Annotated in this window: 19 protein-coding genes and 1 pseudogene; 5 read left to right on the forward strand and 15 right to left on the reverse strand. The window is 45.6% G+C overall.

Going from position 1 to position 23,951, the window contains the following annotated elements:
- Nucleotides 1–29: 29 nt before the first annotated feature.
- From IGJ15_RS15560 to IGJ15_RS15590, 7 genes are all read right to left on the reverse strand, one after another.
- A complete protein-coding gene (locus tag IGJ15_RS15560; protein WP_010748527.1) occupies nt 30–443 on the reverse strand; it encodes a phosphate-starvation-inducible PsiE family protein in 414 nt (137 codons plus the stop codon).
- Nucleotides 444–733: 290 nt separating this feature from the next.
- Nucleotides 734–1,300, reverse strand: coding sequence for a hypothetical protein (locus tag IGJ15_RS15565; RefSeq protein WP_010748526.1), 567 nt, complete (start codon nt 1,298–1,300; stop codon nt 734–736).
- A 268-nt stretch (nt 1,301–1,568) separates the two neighbouring features.
- Complete coding sequence (locus IGJ15_RS15570) at nt 1,569–2,081, reverse strand: general stress protein (protein ID WP_430599466.1); 513 nt, start codon at nt 2,079–2,081, stop codon at nt 1,569–1,571.
- Nucleotides 2,082–2,315: 234 nt separating this feature from the next.
- Nucleotides 2,316–4,418: an SH3 domain-containing protein gene (locus tag IGJ15_RS15575; protein WP_010748524.1), complete on the reverse strand. Its 2,103-nt coding sequence runs from the start codon at nt 4,416–4,418 to the stop codon at nt 2,316–2,318.
- Between the two features lie 221 nt (nt 4,419–4,639).
- The gene (locus tag IGJ15_RS15580) at nt 4,640–5,869 is read right to left on the reverse strand and encodes an L-lactate MFS transporter (protein ID WP_010748523.1); all 1,230 of its coding nucleotides are present in this window, start codon (nt 5,867–5,869) and stop codon (nt 4,640–4,642) included.
- 90 nt (nt 5,870–5,959) lie between these two features.
- Nucleotides 5,960–8,386, reverse strand: coding sequence for a flavocytochrome c (locus IGJ15_RS15585; RefSeq protein WP_010748522.1), 2,427 nt, complete (start codon nt 8,384–8,386; stop codon nt 5,960–5,962).
- Between the two features lie 18 nt (nt 8,387–8,404).
- Entirely contained in the window at nt 8,405–9,010 is a 606-nt protein-coding gene (locus IGJ15_RS15590; RefSeq protein WP_005226550.1) for an NADPH-dependent FMN reductase, read from the reverse strand.
- Nucleotides 9,011–9,273: 263 nt separating this feature from the next.
- Here IGJ15_RS15590 and IGJ15_RS15595 point away from each other — a divergent pair, with 263 nt between their 5' ends.
- The gene (locus IGJ15_RS15595; protein ID WP_010748521.1) at nt 9,274–10,188 is read left to right on the forward strand and encodes a LysR family transcriptional regulator; all 915 of its coding nucleotides are present in this window, start codon (nt 9,274–9,276) and stop codon (nt 10,186–10,188) included.
- 62 nt (nt 10,189–10,250) lie between these two features.
- On the opposite strand, the gene IGJ15_RS15600 is transcribed toward IGJ15_RS15595, so the two are convergent.
- The 3 genes from IGJ15_RS15600 to IGJ15_RS15610 form a co-directional block, all read right to left on the reverse strand.
- Nucleotides 10,251–11,192: an FAD:protein FMN transferase gene (locus tag IGJ15_RS15600; RefSeq protein WP_010748520.1), complete on the reverse strand. Its 942-nt coding sequence runs from the start codon at nt 11,190–11,192 to the stop codon at nt 10,251–10,253.
- A 136-nt stretch (nt 11,193–11,328) separates the two neighbouring features.
- On the reverse strand, nt 11,329–12,537 hold the full coding sequence (locus IGJ15_RS15605) for an NAD(P)/FAD-dependent oxidoreductase (RefSeq protein WP_010748519.1): 1,209 nt from the start codon (nt 12,535–12,537) through the stop codon (nt 11,329–11,331).
- A gap of 31 nt (nt 12,538–12,568) precedes the next feature.
- Nucleotides 12,569–13,471, reverse strand: a complete 903-nt coding sequence (locus IGJ15_RS15610) for a prenyltransferase (protein ID WP_005226546.1) — start codon at nt 13,469–13,471, stop codon at nt 12,569–12,571.
- 93 nt (nt 13,472–13,564) lie between these two features.
- Here IGJ15_RS15610 and IGJ15_RS15615 point away from each other — a divergent pair, with 93 nt between their 5' ends.
- Nucleotides 13,565–14,545, forward strand: a complete 981-nt coding sequence (locus IGJ15_RS15615; RefSeq protein ID WP_005226544.1) for a polyprenyl synthetase family protein — start codon at nt 13,565–13,567, stop codon at nt 14,543–14,545.
- Nucleotides 14,546–14,600: 55 nt separating this feature from the next.
- Here the strand turns inward: IGJ15_RS15615 and cydC are convergent, their stop codons facing one another.
- The 5 genes from cydC to IGJ15_RS15640 all read right to left on the reverse strand — a co-directional run bounded on the left by cydC (nt 14,601) and on the right by IGJ15_RS15640 (nt 21,662).
- Nucleotides 14,601–16,358 carry a thiol reductant ABC exporter subunit CydC gene (cydC, locus tag IGJ15_RS15620; RefSeq protein WP_231434712.1) on the reverse strand — a complete coding sequence of 586 codons (1,758 nt, stop codon included), beginning with the start codon at nt 16,356–16,358 and terminating at the stop codon, nt 14,601–14,603.
- Nucleotides 16,351–18,072, reverse strand: a complete 1,722-nt coding sequence (gene cydD, locus IGJ15_RS15625) for a thiol reductant ABC exporter subunit CydD (RefSeq protein ID WP_015508716.1) — start codon at nt 18,070–18,072, stop codon at nt 16,351–16,353. Before cydD ends, cydC begins: the two co-directional genes overlap by 8 nt.
- Nucleotides 18,069–19,088 (reverse strand): cytochrome d ubiquinol oxidase subunit II, encoded by a 1,020-nt coding sequence (gene cydB, locus IGJ15_RS15630; RefSeq protein ID WP_005226530.1) that lies wholly within the window; start codon nt 19,086–19,088, stop codon nt 18,069–18,071. The genes cydD and cydB overlap by 4 nt, the downstream gene beginning before the upstream one ends.
- Nucleotides 19,085–20,515 (reverse strand): cytochrome ubiquinol oxidase subunit I, encoded by a 1,431-nt coding sequence (locus IGJ15_RS15635; RefSeq protein WP_010748516.1) that lies wholly within the window; start codon nt 20,513–20,515, stop codon nt 19,085–19,087. The genes cydB and IGJ15_RS15635 overlap by 4 nt, the downstream gene beginning before the upstream one ends.
- Nucleotides 20,516–20,702: 187 nt before the next feature.
- A complete protein-coding gene (locus tag IGJ15_RS15640) occupies nt 20,703–21,662 on the reverse strand; it encodes a helix-turn-helix domain-containing protein (protein ID WP_010748515.1) in 960 nt (319 codons plus the stop codon).
- 95 nt (nt 21,663–21,757) lie between these two features.
- Between IGJ15_RS15640 and IGJ15_RS15645 the strand changes: the two are divergent.
- The 3 genes and pseudogenes from IGJ15_RS15645 (at nt 21,758) to IGJ15_RS15655 (ending at nt 23,865) form a co-directional block, all read left to right on the forward strand.
- A pseudogene (locus tag IGJ15_RS15645) lies at nt 21,758–22,699 on the forward strand (ATP-binding cassette domain-containing protein).
- Nucleotides 22,696–23,448, forward strand: a complete 753-nt coding sequence (locus tag IGJ15_RS15650) for an ABC transporter permease (protein WP_005226521.1) — start codon at nt 22,696–22,698, stop codon at nt 23,446–23,448. The pseudogene IGJ15_RS15645 and the gene IGJ15_RS15650 overlap by 4 nt, the downstream one beginning before the upstream one ends.
- A gap of 60 nt (nt 23,449–23,508) precedes the next feature.
- On the forward strand, nt 23,509–23,865 hold the full coding sequence (locus tag IGJ15_RS15655) for an MmcQ/YjbR family DNA-binding protein (protein WP_010748512.1): 357 nt from the start codon (nt 23,509–23,511) through the stop codon (nt 23,863–23,865).
- The last annotated feature ends 86 nt before the right edge of the window (nt 23,866–23,951 follow it).

Below are 23,951 nucleotides of genomic sequence, written 5' to 3' on the forward strand. Positions count from 1 at the left end.
TCATTCGTCAACCAATCGGATGATTTTTTTTACAGTCCTTTAGAACTATGAAAGGCTTTGAGTTTTTCCAACGCCTGCAGCACAATGATCAAGACCAAGATCGCTAAGGCCAAAAAGAGCGTTTCTAACCCTTTTCCTTGTGCCAAAAGCAGCTCTCTTAAAATTGCTGTAATACTGATCAAAATCAAGTAACGCACCGGAATATGGTGACCTTCTTTTACGTAACGCAATAACATCAAAATAATTTCCAGTAAAATAAACAATGTCGCGATCTCTTCGATCAATAAGGAAAGATCACTGACTTCATGCAGCGGGATCACATGGACAACGATTTTGTAGATCGCTTCCGCCATCACCACCAAAACCAACAGAACCAACAGTCCTAACATAATATCAACAATCACACTAATCATTTTTTCGAAGTGCTTAAAATACTTTCCCATAACACCCCTCCTCGCACTTATTATAGCGAAACTGTTCAAAATCACTTTACGATATGCTTGCAAGTGCAGCTTTTTTTAGGAAGGAAGGAAATAAACACGCAGGACTGAGGGTAGTCGCTTTTTTCACTAGTCAAAAGGGATAGCTGCTTTATGGGGACGCAGCCACGAAAAAGCCTGTTTATGGCAATGGCCGGGCGTGACTCCTTCACACAAGCAAATAAAAAAGCTAGGCATAAAGCCTAGCTGAAATGGTGCCTTTGGATTGGACTGGTTTTCCTTATAAACTGGGATCAGTTGACCCCTTCGACTGTTAGATCAACGTTTTCACTCGTATCTTCCGCAGCTTCGTCATCGCTATTGGAGGTTTCCGAAGACGGTTCAGTCGTTTCACTGCTGGAGCTGCTTGTTGTAGTACTGGTCGAACTCGTAGACGAAGAGCTTGAAGAACTGCTGCTAGCGCTACTGCTGGAGGTATCGTTGGTGGTCGTTGAGCCGCCACTCGGCGCGGTACTCGAACTGCTTTCGCTACTTGCAGAAGTACTGACGCTAGGCTCTGTCTCTACTTCGCTTACAGAAACAGACGTGCCTTCATTTGTCGACGCTTCGATCGAGCGACTAGTCGTTGAAGACGGTGTATACGAACTAACACTGGCTTCATAAAAAATCTGACTGGAATCAGAGGTTTCTTCGATACTGCTGCTTGCGGTCTGGTAAGGTGGCTCGGAGGAACTACTGGAAGAATCTCGAACAAAGGGCGCGGCAACAAAGGCATTGGCATCTTGATTGATCGCCACACTCAAAAAAACCGCAACAAAACAACTGACTAATGCCGACTGCATATTGAACTTGAATTTCATCGCACTCCCCATCCTTTCCCAAAAATATGGTTGGACCTTCCGTCAATGATCTATCTCACTCTTATATTATACAAAAAAAAGCAATCGTCAACAAATTAAGTTTTATTTTCAAAGATGACAAAGACATGAATGCCCGTTGCGCAACAAAAAAAGCCCGAGGGCGACGGTCGATCACCTGCGGGCCCATCCCTTCACTAAGGGTTGGCAGGTGCGACGGATGCTCGTTCCTCTGGCTTTAATAGTTCCTTTACTTAAGAAATTCTTTTACTTATAAGTTTCGCAGATGATTCGGGTCATGGATCGGTGCTTCAATATCACTGTCTCCCATGCGCGGTGTTGGATGAACGGACTCATCGGGCATCGCTGTTTCACCTGGTAACGGTTGATCGATGATTGGCTCAGTATCTGCAGCACGATCCGTTATTTTGTCCATCGGCTGATAATCGTAGACGCCGACAACGAGTTTGTCTCGTTCGATGTCATCTCGGTAGCCGTATAATGGATCATGTTCATCGTCTCTGTGATCTGAATCGCCAAAAGAAAACGCATCTTTGATTTTTTCCCAAAGCGAACGATCTTCGTCTTCACTAGCAGCATGCTCCACTTCCACATCATCGATGGATTCTAACCCAAATTGATCGATGACTGTTTGATTCGCATACAGCACGATATCGTCTTTGCCATAGCCTTCGTTTGTCAATTGCTCAATAACCGGTAATACTTCTGTTCGAGTGTCGTAACTGCCAATAATCGTTAGGTTTCTGTGTTGTGCATGTGAAATCCTCCTTATTTTGTGTACGCTTCGATTGTTCTGGTTCTGAAGCAATTCTTTTAAAACTAGCAATTTCTATTGCTTCTTTCATTCTAACGCAGGGTTCCCTGATTGACCAAATAGTTTGATTGCGCTTACGAAAAACAAGTAGTTTCTTGATAAACCGCTAGCAGCTTAGTGAACGCTTGATCCAGCATAAAAAACCGCGTGAGCCAATGGCATACACGCGGTTGCTTTTGCTTATTATTTAGAAACGATCAACTTTTGCCCGACATAGATCGTATAGCTGCTGTTGATCTTGTTCCATGATGCGATTTGGCTGATGCTGGTGTTGTATTTTTGTGCCAGTGACCATAGGCTGTCACCTGATTTCACCGTGTGCGTCTTCGTTGAACTACTGCTGGTATTCGTATTAGAAGACCCACTGCTAGCAGCTGTCAAGTAGGCACCGCTGACCCAGCCTTTGCCAGAAACATAATACCATTTGTTCGTGCCATTGACGGTCGTCCCGGTTTTTGTTGCGGTAACCGTGACGGTTGCCCCTTTACTTAAAGAACCAGTAATACTGCTGCTGGTAGAAGCATCGGAACGAACATTTAAAATCTCGGTGGTTTTCATTTTCTGATTTGTCGTCGTTGAACCGCTGTTATTGGAAGAGCTGCTGGTTGTTGTCAAGTAGGCACCACTGACCCAACCTTTGCCAGAAACGTAGTACCACGTTTTATTGCCTTCCACTGAAGTGCCGTTCTTTTTCGCTGTCACGGTAACGGTCACCCCTTGACCAAGCGTCGTCACGACACGGCTGCTGGTAGAAGCATCCGAGCGGACATTCAATGCGGCCGTCGTCTTCATTTTTTGATTGATGCTTGAACTGTTGTCTTCTTTTTCTGCTTCAGAAGCATTATTGTTGGTCACTTCAGTAAGGTAGGCACCGCTGACCCAACCTTTGCCAGAGACATAGTACCAATTTTTGTTGCCGTTGACTGATGTGCCGGTTTTCATAGAAGTGGCTGTAAAGGTCGTGCCTTTGCTAAGTGATCCTACCACTGATCCGCTAGTAGAAGCGCTGGAACGAATATTCATCGCTTCCGTCGTCTTCATTTTTTTGTTGATCGTCGTGCCAGAATTGCTATTGTCAGAACCGGTGTTGCCTGATCCGCTATTGTTATTTGAAGAATCGGTCGAAACCTTCGTCAAATATGCACCGCTGACCCAGCCTTTGCCAGAAATTTTATACCACGTGGTGTTGCCGTTGACGCTGGTGCCCGTTTTGGTCGCCGTTGCCGTAAACGTCGTATTGGCTGCTAACGAACCAGTAATAGAGGCACTGGTGGAGGCATCCGAACGAATATTCATGGACGACGTGGTTTTCATTTGCTGATTGATCGCTGTTTCATCACTGACGATCGTTTCATTGCTATTGCCGCCGCCTGCATTTGAGCTGCCAGTGTCATATTGCGTTAAATTATACGTACTGATCAAATTGTTTAATTTGCTGGCATAAGAAGTATCGGTTGCATACCGCCCTTGCAGCCAAGCGGTCGCTTGCGTGTAAGAGGTCGTATTGCTTTTCCACGCACCGCTGTAATAGTAGTTGCCGCTAGAAAAACTCGTGTTGCGCAACACATACGCATTGTCTTCAAAAGACTCTTTTAATGATGGGTATTTCCGAAACTTGGCGCTGATCAAATAATAATTGCCTGAACCATCATCTTCATACGTATCCATTGTCACGTATTGGCCATTATAGCTACCTTTGATCCCAAACATATTGTTTGCCGTGGTCGTCAAAGTTGATGCGCCCCAGCCAGATTCCAAAATCGCTTGTGCCATCATAACAGAGGCATACAGATCGTTTGCTGCCGCTACTTCCGTTGCATAGCCGCAAATCTGACTGATAAAGGCAGCCGGATCGATCGTTGCCCGTGAAAATAATGCCCGACTGGTCAAATCCGAAAGGGCTGATGGTACTTCATCTGCTTCTAAGACTTCATCACTAGCGACTGTTGTGCTTTCTGTCGTGGCTGTTTCTGATCCCTCAGTGACTGCTTTAGTCCCTGACTCCTCCGTCGTTTCCGAAGTTTCTTCGGTCATAACAGGTACTGTCGTCGATGCTGTCGTTTCCTCAACCGGTGTGCTGTCGGTTTCTGGTGTAGTGTTTGTTGTTTGTTCAACGACCTTGAGGTCATTGCTAGTTTCTGTCGTTGCCGTTTCAGCCGCATGCCCTAAGGTCGGGATAAACGTTGATCCCGCTACTAAAGTAGTAGCCATCGTAATACTTTTTTGGGTATATTGTGTGCGCTTCAAGCGCTTTTCTAAGCGGCGTCGTTCTTTACGAATTGTCATTTAATCCCTCCGTCGTATTAGCCTTTTTTTATTGTAACACGATTTATTAAAAAATGGGGGGTTAAGATGAAAAAACAGTGAAATCAACGAGATAATTTCTTGCTATGAAACAGTTTTCTCTTTTGCTTCATCCGCCAATCCTCTGTTTTAAAAAAAGAAAAAAGAGTGGTTTTGGCACCAAAAAAGCAGCCTTTATCAAAAAGACTGCTTTGGTTGAATTGTTATTTAATAACAGGTGCGGGCTTCTTGGCTTTTTTCAGCATCGCATAGCCAATATTGAGAACGAGCCCAAAAACCGCCAAGAAAATTGCCGTATAAAAGGCTTTTGTATAATTTCCTTGGTTACTTTCAGCGATTGCTGCTGCCACTCTAGGCCCAAAGAATGCCGCCGTAGAATAACCAATAAAGACGATTCCATAGTTGACTCCTTGATTGATCGGTCCGTAATTTTCCATAACGATCGATGGGAAAACCCCCATCACTCCCCCGAAGCACAGTCCTAAACCGATGATCCCGACAGTGAAGATCACGGTTGTTTGACCAAGCGTTAATAAGAATAAGGACAATGCCACCACGCCATAGATGATCATCAACGTATTCGTCCGACCAATTTTATCAGAAACGGTGCCCCAAAGGACACGACCAAAACAGTTGCTCAATGAGTACAAGCTGACATAAAAAGCAGCGGCGGCTGCCGTCAAACCGAACATACTTTGCCCGATCACTGATGCGTTAGAAGCAATCATCAAACCTGAGAAAGCCCCTGCCCCTAACATAACGATAATCAAGTAGAAGGTTGGTGTCTTTAGCATGTCCAACCAATTCAGATTGATTTGTGGGCCATTTTTCCCTTGCGCCGCTGGTTGCCAACCTGCTGGGCGATAATCTTCTGGTGCCTTGCGAATAAACAGACTAGCCACTAAGACGATCACGATATAGGCGATCCCTAAAATCCGAAACGCTGCTAGTACATCTTGTGATTCGATCAAACGATTTGCAATCGGTGCGGCAATAATCGCTGCCCCACCCATACCTGCTGTGATCAAGCCAGAAGCCAGTCCCCGTTTATCTGGGAATAGCCGAATCGTATTGCTTAAACAAGCCGAATAGGCAAAGCCTTGCCCTAAACCAGCAAAGACTCCATAAGTCAGGTAAAGCATGGCGGGTGAGTTGACCAATCCCGTCAGGAAGAAGCCCGCTCCGAACAACACGCCTCCACCAGCGATGACCCATCTAGCGGCTCCTCGGTCTGTCAGCAAACCACCCAAAATCATGGTAATCGGGCCAACTGCGGCATTGATGGTAAAGGCTAACATGATCTCTTCCATGGACCAGCCTTTTAATTGACTAAGAGGTCCTGCAAAAACACTAAAGGCGTAAACGGCGCCCGTACACAGCAATACCGCGGTCGAAGCGATCAGAATCAGCCAGCGATTGATTTTTGTTTCCATTTTTTCTCTCCTTTGCTTTAAGCATGTTACTTTATTCACATGTTTTTTCAAAAGCTAGCGCGCGTGTCGAGACACAACGCGCAAGGCTTTTTATTCGAGATGTTCTGCGACTGCTGTTTTTCCAGCAATTCGGCCAAAAGTAAAGATGTCTGTCAACGAGTTGCCGCCTAAGCGATTGCCAGCATGGATCCCCCCAGCAACTTCCCCTGCTGCATACAGCCCTTCAATGATTTGATCTTCCTTCGTCAACACATGGGTTTGCGGATCGATCTTCAATCCCCCCATCGTGTGGTGAACCGCTGGTTTTCTTGGTGTGGCATAGAAAGGCGCTTTTTCCACTTTCAAGTCGAAGACATCTTTGCCAAACTCTGGGTCCTTCCCAGCATCCACATAGCTGTTGTATTTCGCAACGGTCGCCTCTAAGACGGCTGGATCAACATTGATCTGCTCTGCCAGGCCAGCCAAGGTCTCACTGCGGAACAGCGTACCAGCAGCTACTTGCTTATCGATTTTTTCTTGGCTCGTGTTATAAGCGGTTTTCTTGATCTCTTCATCCGCGATCAAATAGAACAATCCGCCATTATCGATCGCCGCTTGGGTCAATACATCGCGACTTTCGTATTCATTGACAAAGCGTTCACCCTTTTGATTGACCATCACAAAGTTAGCAGGTGGCACTTGCAGGCCACTGAACAAAGCCCCTGTGTTTGGATCAGATACGGGCATCATTTGCGAAAAGCCCATGCCAACAAGGTCCGCGCCAGCACTTTCCCCTAGTTTGATCCCGTCACCAGTGATCGCTGGTGAATTTGACGTTTTGATATCGTCTTCGATCTCTGTCCAATAGGTATTGTATTGTTTCAGCATTTTCGTATTCGCTCCGAACCCACCAGAAGCTAAAATCACTGCTTTGGCATGGATCGTGACTTTTTGACCGTTACGGCCTTCCCCGATGATTCCAGTAACCTTGCCATCTTCGATCAATAATTCTTTGACAGGCGTATCGGTTAAGATCGTTCCCCCATGTTCTTTCACGAATTGATGCAAAGCAGAGACAAAGGCATACCCTTCGTTTTTGACTGGTTTATGTCCTCGGCGCCATTTCGCTCCTACTGGCATATCGACATTGTTCATATCAAATTCAACGCCGATTTCTTCTAGCCATTTCACTGAGTCCAATGCTTGATCCGTCAAGATCTTCACTAGCTCGTATTTCCCATAGATCGGTTGACCATTCAAATCTTTGCGTTTTCCGCCTAAATAGGTTTGAATTCGATGCCACAAAGCAGAATCAAACAAGTATTCTTTTTCTGGCGTCGTTTCTGAAAGATATGCAGTGATTTGTGCCTTCAAAGCTTTGAAGTCTGGCAAGTATTCTGCATCGATCTCTTGCTCATCGATCGTCAGCACTTCTTCTAAAGCACTGCGTTCGCCAGGCAATGCGGAAAAGCCGTTTTGCCATTTTGGATCCGCGGCATTCATCGGTCCGCCAGTACGTACGGTATTGCCGCCGATCGCTGGGAATTTTTCTACTAAGATCACATCTTTATTGGCTTGCAGCACACTGGCAGCCGCACTCAGACCCGCGCCGCCGCCACCTACGACAACGACATCGGTGGTATACGTTTCATCTTCTGTTTGCAAAGCACTGGCGGCTTTTGGACGTTTGCGCAAGACATCTGGGTTCGCACCAGCCATTTTCACGGCTTTTGCTACGCCATCAACGACACCGTTACTAGTAACCGAAGCACCAGAGATCGCATCGACATTTAAGGTTTGCCCTTCAATGATCTCTTGAGGAATCCGTACGAAAACGACATCAGCGATCCCTTCGGATTCACCAGAAGTATCGATATCGATGGCTTCGATCCGTTCTTCGCTCAATTTGACGACCATTGGTAGATCCCCGTTATGTCCTGGTGCTGTGACGGTGTATTCGCCAGGCTCATAAACGACTTCTTCTGGTACGTTCAACAAATTAGCGACTTCCGTAAACCGAACGAACTTGCGGAAACAGCTATCCAAAAAATCGACCGTTCGTTGATCTTTTAAATTGCCTTGTTCATCAAAAGCTTGATGTGCACGTCCCAACAAGAACTCATTTCCTGGCATGACTGTCGCATTGACACCCGGTGCATCAAGGATTTGGCGCAAATGAAGCTGTGCTCGCGAAGAGCCTTGTACATCGTAGGATGCACCGACGATCATCACTGGTTTGCCATCAAAGGGATGGAGATTGAAGGAGAGCCATTCCAAGACGCTTTTCAATGCGGAAGGAATCGAATGGTTATGCTCTGGTGTCGCAATGATCACCCCATCGGCTGCTAAAATCTTGCTATTTAACCGTTGGATCACTTCACTATTGGTTTGATCTTGTGTTTCATTGAACATTGGGACATCCTTGATTTCCAGTAGTTCAATTTCTGCTAGGGCAGCAAATTCTCGCTGCATAAACGCCACTAATTGGCGATTGGTGGATTTTTTGGCGTTCGTTCCGATTAGGCCAACAAATTTCATGACTGGTTCCTCTCTTTCTTATGCTTGTTCCCACGAAAATTTCTTTGCTCGTTCTTTAGCCGTTGAATATTCACTGACCAGACGGTTCGTGATTTCGACAAACAAGACAAATTCATTGAAACAATCTTCTAGTTCGGCAACTTTTTCGCTATCGATCAAGTTTCCTTGTTCATCGAAGGCTTGCATGGAGTGCCCTAATAAAAATTCCGCACTCGGCATGATTCGAGCTTTTACTTCTGGTGCATCTAAGATCTGACGCAAGTGGGCTTGGGCTCTCGATGAACCTAATGCACCAAGAGAAGCACCCGTGATCATCACTGGTTTATCGATCAAAGGCCGCGTCGTATAAGAAAGCCATTCAATCATGCTTTTTAGCACCGCTGGGATCGAGTGATCGTATTCTGGTGTACTGATGATCACCCCATCGGCTGCTTCGATCTTCTCTGACAAGGCTTGAACTGCCGCTGGTGCCGTCCGATCTTCTGGTTCATTAAATGCTGGCAGATCACTGATTTCGCAAAGTTCGATCTCCGCTTGGTCACTAAAATGGCTTTGAATAAATTGCAGTAAGCGACGGTTGGTCGAACGCGTCGAGTTGGTTCCTACGATTCCAATCAATTTCATTATCATCTCTCCTAATTGTGAATAATTTAACATTTAACAATAAATAAAAAGTTTTTGACCATTGGCTTTGATTTCTTTTTTCAATCGTTTCTCAAGTTGGTTTTTAAGACCTACTGAGATGAAAGGCTTCTTCCTAAACAAAAAAATCTTCCCCAAGTACCCATTTAGTGTACGACTGAATTCTTTATTTGTGAAATATTTATTTAACTATCTATCGATAACAAATTTGTTATAATGAAAAAAATGACTAGGAGGACCACGCAATGGCACTTAAAGATTCCCATCTGATGCTGCAATACCTCGATACCTTGTTAAAGCATAGCAACTATACCAAAGCCGCCAAAGACCTCTACATCTCACAGCCTTACTTGACACAAACCGTGAAACGTGCCGAACAAGAGCTAGGGACCCCCATCATCAATCGGCAGCCGGGTCATTTTCAACTGACGGAAGCTGGTAAAATCTATTATCAATATCTGGAAACCTTGGAAACAGAGTCTGCCAAATTGAAAAGTCGACTGTCTTGGTATACCGCGACCGAGAAGCGTTCTTTGCGCTTAGGCATCTTGCCCAGCCTTGGTTCCTATCTGCTGCCACTCTTTTTGCCTGCATATTATGAACACTATCCCAACGTGCACTTTTTCTTACGGGAAGACCTGCCGAAGCACAATGAAAAACGACTGTTGAATGGGCAGCTGGACTTTTTTATCGGACAAAATCCTGAGACGATCGCACCGAATCTAACAGTCCACAGTACCAATCAAGAACGGTATCTAGCGATCATTCCGCCTTGTTCTCCCCTGTATCAACCAGAGAAGCGGTATTTAGCACCTGATTCATTGGCCGTCAAAGACTTGCTGCAAAGTCCGTTGATTTTGACCGCTAGCGGCTCGGCGATTCGGCGTCAAATCGATCAATTGCTGCAAAAATACAAAGTAGAGGCGACCGTTCTCATAGAAAGCAGCAATATTTATACAGCAGCAGCATTGGCAGAAAACAACCTCGGGATTGCGATCGTACCCGAAAGCGTGCTGCAAGCAGCGACTGCGACCCCTTTTAATCTTTATCCGATGCCAGAGGAACTCTTGTCCCTCACCTATTTTATTGCCCATCAAGCCGAACGGGCATTGTCAAACAGCGAAGCCGACTTGATCGAGACCTTTTTGCAACACGTCTAGCTTTCTTTTTACAAAAAAACAAGCAGCCACCACCTATATTCCTAGGTGATCGCTGCTTGTTTTCATTCTGCTGTTGGCGTTTCGATCAAACGGGCTAATTCTTGTGGATAGATCAACTCTCCATGTTTGGTAATGACTAACCCAGTGATTCCTTCTAACGGCGCCAGCTCCTGCAAGATGGCTTGTGGCTCTTTGCCGAACAAGCGGGTCGTCCAAATCTCTCCATCAACCGATTGGTCGGAGAGAATCGTGACACTGGCAATGGCTGACTCTAACGGATAGCCCGTATCTCGATCAAAAATATGATGATAGGTCTTGCCCGCTACCTGATAGGTTCGTTCATAGATCCCTGATGTAACGACTGATTGATTACGAACCTTCAACGCTGCGACAAAATTCCCTCTTGGTAAGAAAGGGTTTTGGATCCCGATCCGCCAATAGCCATCTTGATGGCTTGGGGCATCGCCGTAAGTCACCACATTGCCTCCAAGATCGATCAAAGCGGCTGTGACACCAACCTGTTTGAAATAGGTCATCAACAAATCAGCAAAATATCCTTTTGCCACAGCCCCTAGATCAAGCTTCATGCCAGCAGCTAACCCGACGGTCTGCAGCGTTTCATCCAAAATGATCTTGGCAGGATCAGTCTTTGGCAGCAGCTCCGCGATTTTCTCAGGCGTTGGTAGATGAGCATCTTGGAACCCGATCCGCCATTCCTGCACCAAAGGACCGATGGCAATATTTAAGTAGCTATCTTTGGGTACGCTATGGGCTTTCCCTAGTGCGATCAATTCAAACAATTCCTGTGTGGCAGCGATCGCTCCTTGTCCTGCCTGCTGATTGATCTGCATCAACTCAGACGTCGGGTCATTGGCACTAAAACGCTGTTCAAAGGCCGCAGCTCTTTTGGCTGCTTCCTCTAAGATCACTTCTGGGGTTTCATGCTGCACCCAAATCGTGATCACCGTTCCCATTCCCTGTAACACTCGTTGGCCTTCTGGCATTGTCCTTGCTCCTTTGTTCTGTTCTTTTGGCTATCATAGCAGTTTCTGGGAGAAAAAAGTAGTCTGCGGGATACCCTTGCTGCTTTTTTTGAAAAAAAACTGCGAGGTCACCCTCGCAGTCTGCTGTTTCTATTGCTCAATGATAAAAGTCGAAGCGGCCTTTCGCCAATACTTCTTTGACCCCACCGGTTTGGTACAAGGAACGGTCCATAATGGCTTTTTTCACCACGGAAGCGGGATAGCCTTTGATGCCCATTTTCCCTACTAAGCCAAAGGCATGGGTATTGCCGATCGATGCCACTGAACCTAATGATTCAAAGTGGAAATCTGCTGGTTTTTCCCCGTTCATTTGACGTAAGATGTTTTTACCCGCATGCTGCCCCATCTTCAAAGCGATTTGAGCCGTTGTTGGATACGGGCGATTGGTCGCTGGGTCCATGACTGCTGAAACATCACCGACAACATAGACGTTACTATGATCAGGGTCTGTTAGGTCTTGATTGACCATCACGCGACCACGACGAGCAGAAAAGTCTGATTCAGCCATCACATGGCTGCCGCTGACGCCTGTGGTCCAAACGATGGTTTTGGCTGATAATTCTGCTGTTGCTCCTGTATCGGCATCATTTTGATAGACAACGACACCTGGTTTGATTGCTTTGATGGGTTTACCAGTCAGGAAGTTTACGCCCCATTTAACGAGATTTTTGATCCCGTAATCCGATAGTTTTTCATCAAACATCGGTAATAAACGAGTCACTGCTTCGACACAGTACAGTTTGATCTCTTCTGGTTTGACGCCTGCTGCTTTCGCAAAGGTTTTACGGTTTTCCACCAATGAACCTAGCAATTCGATTCCCGTGAAACCAGCACCGCAGACAACGATTTTTAGGTAGTCAGGATTTTGTGTTTCTTTGTATGCCTTCATTTGTTTCAACAAATGATGATAGATGTTTTCTGCGGAGTCGACATCCGCCATTTCCAACGCATGCTCCTCGACACCAGGGATCCCAAATGATTCTGATTCAAAGCCTAATGCCACGATCAAATAATCATACGTGCACGTGGATTGATCTTTAAAAACGATCACTTGCTGGTTACGATCGATCGACGCCACTTCCTTTTGAACAAAGCTCGTCTTTTGGGGACGAACGACATCATTGATGGGATAGCAAATGCGGTCTCTTGGTTGCGTACCGGCCGCAACTTCATGAAGATCGGTTGCCTCATAATGATAATCGTTTTTGTCGATCAATGTGATGTGAAACGCTTCTTTTGCTCCTTGCAATACGTGCAATGCTCGCAATCCAGCATACCCTGCTCCTAAAATGACAACTTCCTTCATGTTTCCTTACTTCCTTTCTTTGCTGTAAAAATTATAAAATCAAACCAATCGCAAAACTCAGCACTTGTACGCATGCTCCGACCGCAAGGATCCGAACGGCACAAATGAAGGTCTCTCTTTTGATTTGTTTTTGCATAAATCGTTTTGTCTGTTGCCAGACAAAGGGCGCCGCGAAAAAGGTCAGAACCAGTGACCAAGGCGCAATGTTGAGGGCAACTGAGGCAATGATCGCAACAAACGCCAAGACGTTCATCGTGATAAATAATTTCAACGCACGGGCTTTACCAAGGTAATGCACCAGCGTATAGCGCTCATTTTTTTCATCCTCTTCCAGATCACAAATGTTGTTTGCCAGCATCAAGTTGGCGATCCATAATGTGTTGGGTAATGAGATCAAGAAAATACTGCCAATCGTGGCAATGTTCCATTCAAAGGTTTGATAGGCATTAAGGTAGACACAGATCAATGAGATCATAAAGCCCATCGTAAAGCCAGAAAAGAACTCGCCTAAAGGCAAACTAGAAAGCGGCCGTGGACCAGAGGAATAAAAGATCCCGACTAGGTAACAATACAGTCCCATCCAAAAGAGCGGCCAACCAACCACCATTGCCAAGGCGATTCCCATGGCGGCGGAAACGATGATCATGGAGACCATCAACCAAAAAACCAATTTGACAGACAACTGTTCCCGACCAATGATATTGGTCTTTTCTTTGTAATCATGCCCTTCTGTGGCATGATGGTAATCGTTGTAGTTATCTAAAATATCCACCGCCATATTGAAGATCAGCATGGCAATGAAATACAATAGGACATAGCCAAGATGAATCGTTTGATAATTGTACCAGCTGTAGCAGACACCAATGAAAAATGGCAAAATACTGGCGGTTTTTGCTTTAAATTCGACAAGTTCTAAAAATACAGGTAGCGTCACAACTTCACCTCCTTTAGTGAGTGCATTAAACTAGTCAATCACGCCCCTTTACGCTAGAATAAGGGCTGAATGACTGTTAGAAAGGGTTATACTATGTTTGACTTTTGGATCGATTATCCGACGATCGAACAACGATTGAAAACCGTATGTTCCATCATTGAAGAACACGTTACTGTTCGTAACAAAGAGATACAAGATGTTTTGATCGACTTTACTTATTCAGGTGGAAAAATGCTGCGGCCAGCGCTCTTTTTTTTGTTTGCTGACTTAGGCGATCCCCATTATAAAAAAACCGACCAATTAACAAAAATTGCTGCTTCTCTAGAAATTTTACACATGGCCACTTTGATCCACGACGACATCATTGACGATTCGCCGCTGCGGCGCAGTCAAGTCACTGTTCAAGCCAAATACGGCAAGGATATCGCGGTCTACACGGGTGATCTTTTGTTCACCCAATTTTTTGAGCTTTTGATCGAAAGTATGAATGGCTCCCCGTTTTTAAAAACCAACGCACAAGCCATGAAACGACTCCTTTTAGGTGAACTTGATCAAATGCACACTCGCTACAACATCCATGAATCGATTGACGACTATCTGCAAAGCATCAACGGCAAAACCGCTGAACTGTTTTGGCTCGCTTGTCTCGAAGGCGCTCATTTTGGCGGCCTCGACACAGAAAACCAAGAGCGGGCGGGTGAGATCGGTCGCAACATCGGGATCGCCTTTCAAGTATTCGACGATATTCTCGACTACACCTCTGATAGCGGCACTTTGAAAAAACCGATTCTAGAAGATTTGGCACAAGGAGTCTATACCTTACCGCTGCTATTTGCCAAAGAACAGGCACCTGCAGCATTCGCTCCTTATTTGAATAAAAAAGCAGCACTCTCCTTGGCAGAAGCCCAAGAAGTTGCGGATCTTGTCGTCCGTTACGGCGGTGTTGAAAAAGCGCGCGCTTTCGCGGTCACCTACACGCAAAAAGCCTTAGACGACATCGATCTGCTGCCCGAAGCACCTAGCAAAGCCAAAATTCGTTCATTAACTGAACTGCTCTTGCAGCGCAATTACTGAGCCATAGAGCAATGAGAAGAAAAGCGTCCATCACTGATTGATGGACGCTCTTTTTTTATCGTCGTCCTTGGTCAATGGCCAATAAGTGTTGAAAATGTTTGTTTTCTGCTGCCAATTCGGCAGGTGTTCCGCTCATGGTCAACTGACCATCTTCAATAAAGAGCACACGGTCCATCATCGAAATTCCTTGCAAGTGGTGGGTGATCCAAATGATCGTTTTGTTCTCCAGCACTTGGAAAAAGGTTTCGAGCACGCCTTGCTCCGTGATCGGGTCTAAGCCGACGGTTGGCTCATCCAATAAGATGATCGGAGTATCTTTTAGCAAGATCCGCGCCAAGGCCAAACGATGGCGTTCTCCACCAGAAAAACGCAAGCCGGCTTCATCCACCATCGTCGCCAAGCCGTTAGGCAAAGCTGCCACCATTTCTTTCAACCCGACTTGCTCCAGTACGCGCCAGACTTCTTCTTCCAAAGCCGACTCATTGCCTAGCCGAATATTATTCAAGACGGTCGTATGGAAAAGATAGGGACTTTGATTGATGACACCGATCAAGTCACTGATCGACTCACTCAATGCCGTCACAGGCACGTCGTTTAAGGTGATCGACCCTTGCGTCGGTTGCAGATCGCCTCGCAACAAGGAGGCAAATGTACTTTTCCCAGAACCGCTGCGACCAAGGATCGCTAGTTTTTGATGCGCAGGAATCGTTAGATCCAACCCATGAAGCACTTCTTTGCCTTCAGGATACTGAAAATGCAAGTCCTTGACTGTGATCGACACGAGGCCCGTCACTTCAGGTACTGACGGTTGCTCCATGGAGACTTGGCGATTTTCTTCTGGCAATGCATTGAAGCGATCGATGGAGTCTTTGTAGCGATTGGTTTCTTGAGCAGCAGACGGTAATGGCGCAAATGCATCAACTAAAGGAAAGACACACAGGACAAAGGCAGCGATCCAGTTGGCTGCTCCTCCGTGGTTACCTGGAAAGCGAATGCTGGTCCAAAGCAGCAATGCGACAGCGATCACTCCAAAGATGCTTTGTAAAAGAAAATCACGCCGGCGATCAAAGGACAGCATCTGTTCATCCACCGCCCGCAACTGTGTTTCCAGTTCCTTATGGGCAGCCACGTACTCGCTGCCTCTTTGAGAGAAGACCCAATCAGAAACCCCTAATACATTATCCGTCAGTGTCGTATACAAGTTGTTTTTCATGTGTTTTTGCTTTTCTTGCCGCGCGCCGTTGATGATCACCGACCAAAGCGGCAAGACAAAGACAATGATTCCTAATAGCAGCAGCATCACCAAAGCAAACCACCAAGAAAAATAGCCGAGTCCAATGATCAAGAACGCATACAAGATCCAAGCGATCACGGTAGGAAAGATCGTCCGCAAATACAGGTTTTGAATATGGTTGATATCTTCTGCCAATAAGCCCAAGATATCCCCCGTGCGATGCGCTTGCTTAAAGAAGATCGCATCTTTTTCTACTACGTTGTACAATTTCAATCGCAAATTAGAGGTCATGCGCAAGACCCAGCTATGACTGGTCAACCGTTCCAAATAGCGAAAGACTGGACGGCCGATCCCAAACGCTCGGGTCAGTACGATGGGGATGTAAACCAATAGAATGTTTTCTGGGATCGATGCCGAGCGGCTGATCAGGTACCCAGAATTAAACATCAGTGCCCCACCACAGAAAAAGGTCAAGAAGCCTAGGAATAAGGCCAGCGCCAAAACGTTTTTGTATTTTGACAAGAAAGGCTTGACCCACGTATCAGTTTTCAATGAGCGCAATAAGCCGATTTTATTCAAGCTGTTCCCTCCTCATTCCATTGACTAGTTCTGTAAAAGCACCTTGCTTTTGCTGCAGTTGTGCCAAGGTTCCTTGTTCCACGATTCTTCCTTGATCCATCACGATGATTTCATCCATTTCTTCCATCCAGTGCAAGCGATGGGTTGCAAAAAAGACTAAACGGTTTTCCATCAGCGGTAGCATCCGTTCCTTTAAAGCAACTTCGGTTTCAATATCCAAATGAGCCGTTGGTTCATCAAACAAAAGAATCTTTCGTTGCTGGTCTAAAAAGGCACGGGCTAGAGCGATCCGTTGGGCTTGTCCGCCACTTAGATGCCGTTCCCCTTCTCCTAACATCGTGTCCAACCCTTGCGGCAGCTCTGCTAAAAGCTCAGTCAAGCCTGCCACTTCAATGGCTTTCAGTACGGCTTCTTTGGTAGCTGTCGGCTGATAAAACGCGACATTTTCCTGCAAGGTCAACCGATAGATATAAGGATTTTGCGGAATATAGATCAGCTGTTCTTGCCAGCTTGCTTGGCGAAAGGCCGTGGTCTTGGCCCCTCCGAGACTGATCTCGCCACTGTCTGGCACGAGAAAGCCACTCAAAGTATTGATCAAGGTAGACTTGCCAGAACCGCTCAAACCGATGATCCCGATCTTTTTGAAGCCAGTCACGTTCAAGTTGATATCCGTCAAAGCCGCTTTTTCCTCGTAGGAAAACGCCAGCTGATCGATCGTTAACTGGGCGTCTTCCTGCCAACGAGGCACCGTTACTGCCGGTACTTGGGCTTCGGGCTGATGCAAGATCTCCGTCACCGCAGTCATCGCATTTTTTCCGTCTAAGGTTGCATGGTAATCACTGGAAAAGTCGCGGATCGGCAAGAAGTATTCTGGTGCTAAAATCAAGATGGTTAACGCTGGAAACAGCAAGATTCCTTCATTGATCAGCCGCAAGCCTAGCAAGACTGCCACGACGGCAATCGATAAGGTCGTGAAAAAGTCTAAGGCGAAGGTCGATAAAATACCGACTTTTAATGAAGCCATCGTCGCTTTCCGAAACCGTTCGCTGGAAGCAAAGATACTCTTGCCATATTTTTTACTGACCCCAAACAATTTCAGCGTGTCGATCCCTCGAAGGGAGTCGATGAAATGATTGGACAGTAATTGAAACGTTCGGTATTGTTTTTCCGCTTTGCTTTGCGCGGCATAGCCCAAGATGATCATAAAAATGATGATCAAGGGGAACACCAACAGCAAGACCAAGCCCGACTCCCAATCCAGATAAAAAACGAGTGCCAAAATGACCCAAGGAATGATCGACATATTCATGATTTTGGCAAGAATCAATTTCAAGTAGTTTTCGACTTGGTTGATCCCTTCCAAGACCATCGTTGTTACATTCCCCGTCCCTTGCTGTTGTGCGATCTGAGGACCGACCCGAAACAATTTCTCCAACAACTGATCCCGCAGATCGGCGGCTTGCTGGTAACTGTAATCATCAAGTCTTTTGGAACGGAAATAGATAACGGCTTGTCGGGCGATAAACGAACAAAAGAACAGCAGAATCCAGCCCCACTGTTCCTCTAATGGTCGTCCTTCCCATAAGCCAGTGATGGCACGTGCCAATCCATACGCCTGCCCAATAATGAAGAGCGCCTGCAGGAACGAAAGTCCCGCAAGCAGCCCTAAAAGTTGTTTCATTCCTGGGAGCTTCATGATTTGTTTATCAATCATTTATACCCCTCCAACGCCTCCGTATGACTGATCCGTTTACGGAAGATATAGTAACTCCAAGCCGTATAGGCCAAGACGAAAGGCAAGATCGTCAGTGAAAGATAACTCATGATCTTCAATGTGTAGCGGCTTGAAGACGCATCAGCGATCAACAGGTCATAGCTTGAATCGATCGAACTAATCAAGACTCTTGGGAATAACCCTGTGAAGATCAATGCCACCAAAGCGATCAACGTCAAGCCGCTCGCAATGAAAGCCATCATTTCCTTGCCTTTAAAGACGCCGATATTTGCAATCAGTGTCAGTACAACGATCACGAGCAACAAACCAAGCGTTGTCGCAAAATGATTCTCGAAGAAATCCGTTTGGAAGTAAAGCATCACAGCAAAGACGACTAAGCCTGCATATAAGATGCCATAAAAAATACTTGCATAGTTGCGTGCCCGTGCCCGAATCGGACCTTCCGTTTTCAAAGCGATATAGTTTAATCCGTGCAAGTAGCACAACAAGGTCAACGCGATCCCGCCAACGATTGAAAAGGGATTGACGTAATCCGTAAAGGTTGCCGTCATGTTGCCATCTTCACCCAAAGGCATTCCTTGGATCATGCTGACAAACATCAGACCGAAGAAAAACGGTACGATCGTACTGCCGATCGTCAACGTCCAGTTCCAAATGTTTTTGTGTTCTTTCGGGAAGTTTGCTCGAAACTCAAAGGAAACACCGCGAATGATCAACCCGACTAAGATCAATAACAAAATCAAATAAAAACCGCTGAACAAAGAAGCATACCAGTATGGAAACGAGGCGAACATTGCTCCGCCAGCGGTCAATAGCCACACTTCATTGCCATCCCAGACAGGCCCGATCGTTTTAACGATCTGGTCTTTTTCCTCTTCATTGTGGGCCAATGTCTGCACAGACATCCCCACACCAAAGTCAAACCCTTCTAAGAAGAAGAAGCCAGAAAATAAAAGCCCAATCAACGTGAACCATAGTAATTGCAGACCGGTCATCCTTCAAACGCCTCCTTATCAAATGGGTCTTCGTACCCTTCTTGGTTGTCTCCTTGGCTGATTTCGCCGAAGGCTTCTTTTTCAGGTCCATGATCCATTTCCCGTTTCACCAGATAGACCATCGTTCCGCCTAAGCCAGAGAACAAGAGGAAGTAAACGATGTTTGAGATCAAGAGTGAGGTCACGGAAACGTTTGGTGACACACTATCTTCGATCGTAAACAAGCCGTAAACCGTCCATGGGTAACGTCCTAACTCCGTGATCAGCCAACCAGCTGTATTGGCAATAAATGGGGTGAACAAAGTGATCGCCACTACCCAAAGCAGCCAGCGTTTTTCAAAGAGCCACGGTTTCTTCTTACGCGTAAAATACAACCCCAGACCAGAAACCAACAACATCAACGCACCAAAACCAGCCATGATCCGGAAGCTCCAAAAGAGTGTGTTGACCGGCGGGTAGTAATTACGGTCGCCGTAGGTTTCAATCAATTGCTGATTGACCGTATCCATCCCATCGATGGAGCCGAAGGGTTCATTGAAGGCTAAGATACTCAACATATATGGAATCGAAATACCGAAGACTTGGTGATGTTCCGCTTCATTCGCCCAAGCAACGACAGTCCAAGCCGCAGGACTCCCGGTATCTTCATAAGTTCCTTCCATTGCGGCAAATTTCATTGGTTGTTCTTCAACCAAGTATTTCATTTGTTCATCCCCAGCTAGCAAGACGGTGAATGAACCGAACAATGCCACCGCAAAACCGATCCGCATTGATTTTTTGAAGAAATCACGTTCAATGTCTTTGTCTTTCTTCAATAGACGAAAGGCAGATAAACCAGCAACAATGATCCCACCCATCGTGATGGCAGCGGTGATCACGTGTAAAAACTCATACCACACCTGTGGATTTGCCAATAATGCACCGAAGTCAGTCATTTCTGCCCGGCCATTGTTCAAGGTATACCCCACTGGATGCTGCATAAAACTATTGGCAGCTAAGATCCAAAACGCCGATAGCATCGAACCCAGCGTCACCAACCAGAAAAAGGTGGCGTGCAGCTTGGGACTGACCCGATCCCATGTAAAGATCCACAGTCCTAAGAACGTCGATTCTAAGAAGAACGCCAACAAAGCTTCTAAAGCCAAGGGCGCACCAAAAATATCCCCGACAAAACGAGAATAGTCTGACCAGTTCATCCCAAATTGAAATTCTTGAATGATCCCTGTCACGACCCCGACAGCAAAACTCAATAGAAAAATATTTCCCCAAAACTTCGTCATCCGGCGATATTTTTCATCTTTTTTGATCACATAAAGTGTCTCCATAATTGCAACGACGACACCAGTTCCGATCGAAAACGGTACAAAGAAAAAGTGAAAAATCGTCGTCATCGCAAACTGGATTCGCGCTAGTGTCACAATATCCATCCTACATCCTCCTATTTCATAAAAAGTACATTAAAATAATTCTAAATAAAGAAAAATTCCAACTTCGAATATACTCCTCTAATCAGTAAAAAAGAAGCAAATTGCTTGCATTTACTGATTTTTAATCACTTCCTCTCCGATTCTTAAACATAAGGCGCTTTCATCGGCGGAATACAGCTTATTCTAGCTAGTCCCAGCCAAAACGGGTTCCTTCAGAAAGCAATGGATCACTCAATAAAATCCCTGGAAACTCTTCTTTCAATACAGATGTGCTTAATAATTGATACATAGCAAACGTGTTCTTCATCCCTAATCTTTCCAGCTGATCTAACGTTTGCTGCATCAAGTCCGCTGCTTGTGCCTTATTTTGTTTTAATAGATGCGTCCAGCCTTCAAAAAACGGCATAAAGATCGCTTGTTCAATGTGCTCTTTTTCATAAACATGATCTCGCCATAAATGAAAGGTCTTTTCCGCATAATTCGCCTCGTCGAAAACAGCAAAGACAGAAAATACCGTCTCAAACGTGTTGTACAAAATATCTTCATTGCCAGGAATTTTTGCAAAGCGCTGACTCTTTTTGATGGCGATCGTCAAGCAGCGCCAAAGCAAAGCCGGCTCCATCGAAATTGCTACGCGGGCAAACAGCCGCAGCTCATAAACACCCCATGTATCGGTATTCAGCAAGTAATGCTTGGCAGAGTCCAAACAGTAATTGTGTTTCAGGTAAGCCTCCTCGATGGGCACCCCTTTAAAAAGCTCCTCTTTCATCAAGTAGTCAAAACGGATCAGTTGTAAGAAGTGGTCCAGCTCCAAGGAGTAATGCTGTTGAAAGTACGTGGTCAGCTTTTGATATTTCTTTTTTAATTTAGGTACTTCATCAATGGATTCGATCCCCATCGAACGGACATAGTCGACCATTAGCTTTTGAGCCTCCGAATGATGCTCCCCCGTATGCAGCAGCTGAAATTCGGCAAAACTCACTTCCAATTTATCTAGCAAGCGATAAAATCGTTCGCAGGAAATCGTCGTTTTGCCATTTTCAAATTGCGATAACAAAGACATCGACAATTGTTCATCCACTAATTCCTTCAACAGCAAGCCTTTACTTTTGCGAAGCTCTTTCACTGTCGCACCATAATTGTTCATTTTTTCACCTTCTTTTTCAATATATTGAAATAAGCAGTTGTTTTTCCCGAAGAGCCTTTATAGTTGAATTATCTTATAGAAACGAGGGAAAAGCTATGGATACCCATATAAAAAAGAAAATGCTTCACGTGAAACATTTACAAAAAAGCTTCAAAGACAAAACCGTTTTGAAAGAGGTCACTTTTGACGTCACTCCTGGCGAAGTATTTGTCTTACTAGGATCAAACGGCGCTGGAAAAACCACTTTAGTCAAAATTTTGTCCACTATCCTACCTTTTGACCAAGGAACCGCGCGGATCGATGGGATCGACTTGACCAAAGATCCAGCAGCGATTCGCGAAAAAATCAGTCTGACAGGGCAATTTTCCGCCGTCGATCAAGAACTGACCGGACGAGAAAACTTGCTGATGATTGCTGCCTTGCGCCATGTCAAAAACAAACAGTTTATCGTCCAACATTTGTTAGAGCGTTTTGATTTGGTGGATGCCAGCAACCGACTAGTCAAAAATTATTCTGGTGGCATGCGACGACGCTTAGACATCGCCATGAGTTTTATCGGCGAACCTGACCTGCTCTTTTTGGATGAACCAACGACCGGGTTAGACCCGCAAAACCGCTTAGCCACATGGCACATGATCAAAGAGATCGCCGCTCAAGGACGAACGATTTTCCTGACGACCCAATACCTCGAATAAGCTGAATTTTTAGCAGATCAAGTCGCCATCTTGCATGAAGGGAAAATCATCTTGCAAGGAACACCAACGGAAGTCAAAGCACTGCATCCTTCACAAACGATGGAAATCAGCGTATTGACGAAAGAACACTTGCAGACCGTGCGACAGCATCTGTCTGACTTTCCGCTGCAAGTCAATGAGTCCAGTCTCTCTCTGGCATTTCCCGTCAGTCAAGACTTCCAGCATTCCTTCACGCTGTTGCAGGAACTCAATCAACTACCGATCACTATCACCAGTTTTAATCAAAAGAATGCTTCGTTAGAAGATATTTTTCTAACACTTGTCCAAGGAGGAAACCAATGAAAGCAATTATAGAAACCAACACCTTATTCAAACGCAACCTCTTGCTATCGATTCGCAGTATGGAGACTTTGCTAAGTGGGATTTTGACCCCAGCGATTTTAATGATCCTCTTCGTCTATGTTTTTGGGGGAGCCATGAACGTCGGCGATACCTCTTATGTCGATTTTGTCGTTCCTGGTGTTCTCGTCCAATGTATCGCCCAAAGCGCCTCCTCCGTTGGGGTAACGGTGACGGAAGATTTGAAATCCGGCATGGTGGAACGGCTGATGACCTTGAACATCTCTAACTCAGCCTTTTTAAACGGGCATGTCTTTGCCGCGACCCTTCGGAGCTTGATCAGCACCTTGGTCGTGTTGATCGTCGCCATGGTCATCGGTTTTCGCCCTCAAGCCACAGTTGCTGGCTGGGGACTCGCCTTCCTATTGATCTTTTGCTTCACCTTCGCTTTTACTTGGGTCTCCGTTCTGGTTGGTCTCATCGCCAAAAGCCCCGAGACAGCGACCTTGTTTACTGTCTTGATCACCCTTTTGCCCTACTTAAGCTCTGGTTTCGTCCCTACGGAAACCATGCCGCGTCCGTTAGCCGTTTTTGCTGAATACCAACCAATGTCGCCGATCATCCATTCTTTGCGCGGGCTTTTGTTAAACTTAAAAGATACCACCTTGATCAGTGCCTTTAGCTGGTGCGGCGGTATCGTAGTGGTGAGCTGGTTCTTGGCACGAATGCTTTATCAGAAACGGTTACGCTAGGTAAAAGGAATCAGTGGTATAATATAAGTAGTTTTCTATTATAAAAAGGCAGGGATACCCATGGATCTTAAAAACCGGCTGATCGCCTTCGCTCAGACCTTCAATGATGTTCAGATCGACCATCCATTTGCAAAGTTTCCCGAGTACCAAGTCTTGCGGCATCGTAAAAGCGGCAAATGGTTTGGCTTGCTGATGACTGTAGAAAAGCAAAAATTAGGCTTGGAAGGAACGGAAATGATCGAAATTTTAGATGTCAAAGCAGCGCCCGAAATGGTTTCGATCATCAATCAAAGCCGCGGCTATTTACCCGCTTATCACATGAATAAAAACCATTGGCTCACCGCATTATTAGATGGCTCTGTATCAGAAAAACAACTCCAATCTTTGTTACGAGACAGCTATGAACGTACCCGTTAAAACCAAATATCAAAAAAAAACCGATCAACGATGCGCCTGTATAGGAGCACCGTTGATCGGTTTTCTTTTATAACGGATCCTGTGTC

It is taken from the genome of Enterococcus sp. AZ079, assembly GCF_050547255.1.
GTDB lineage: Bacteria > Bacillota > Bacilli > Lactobacillales > Enterococcaceae > Enterococcus_D > Enterococcus_D casseliflavus.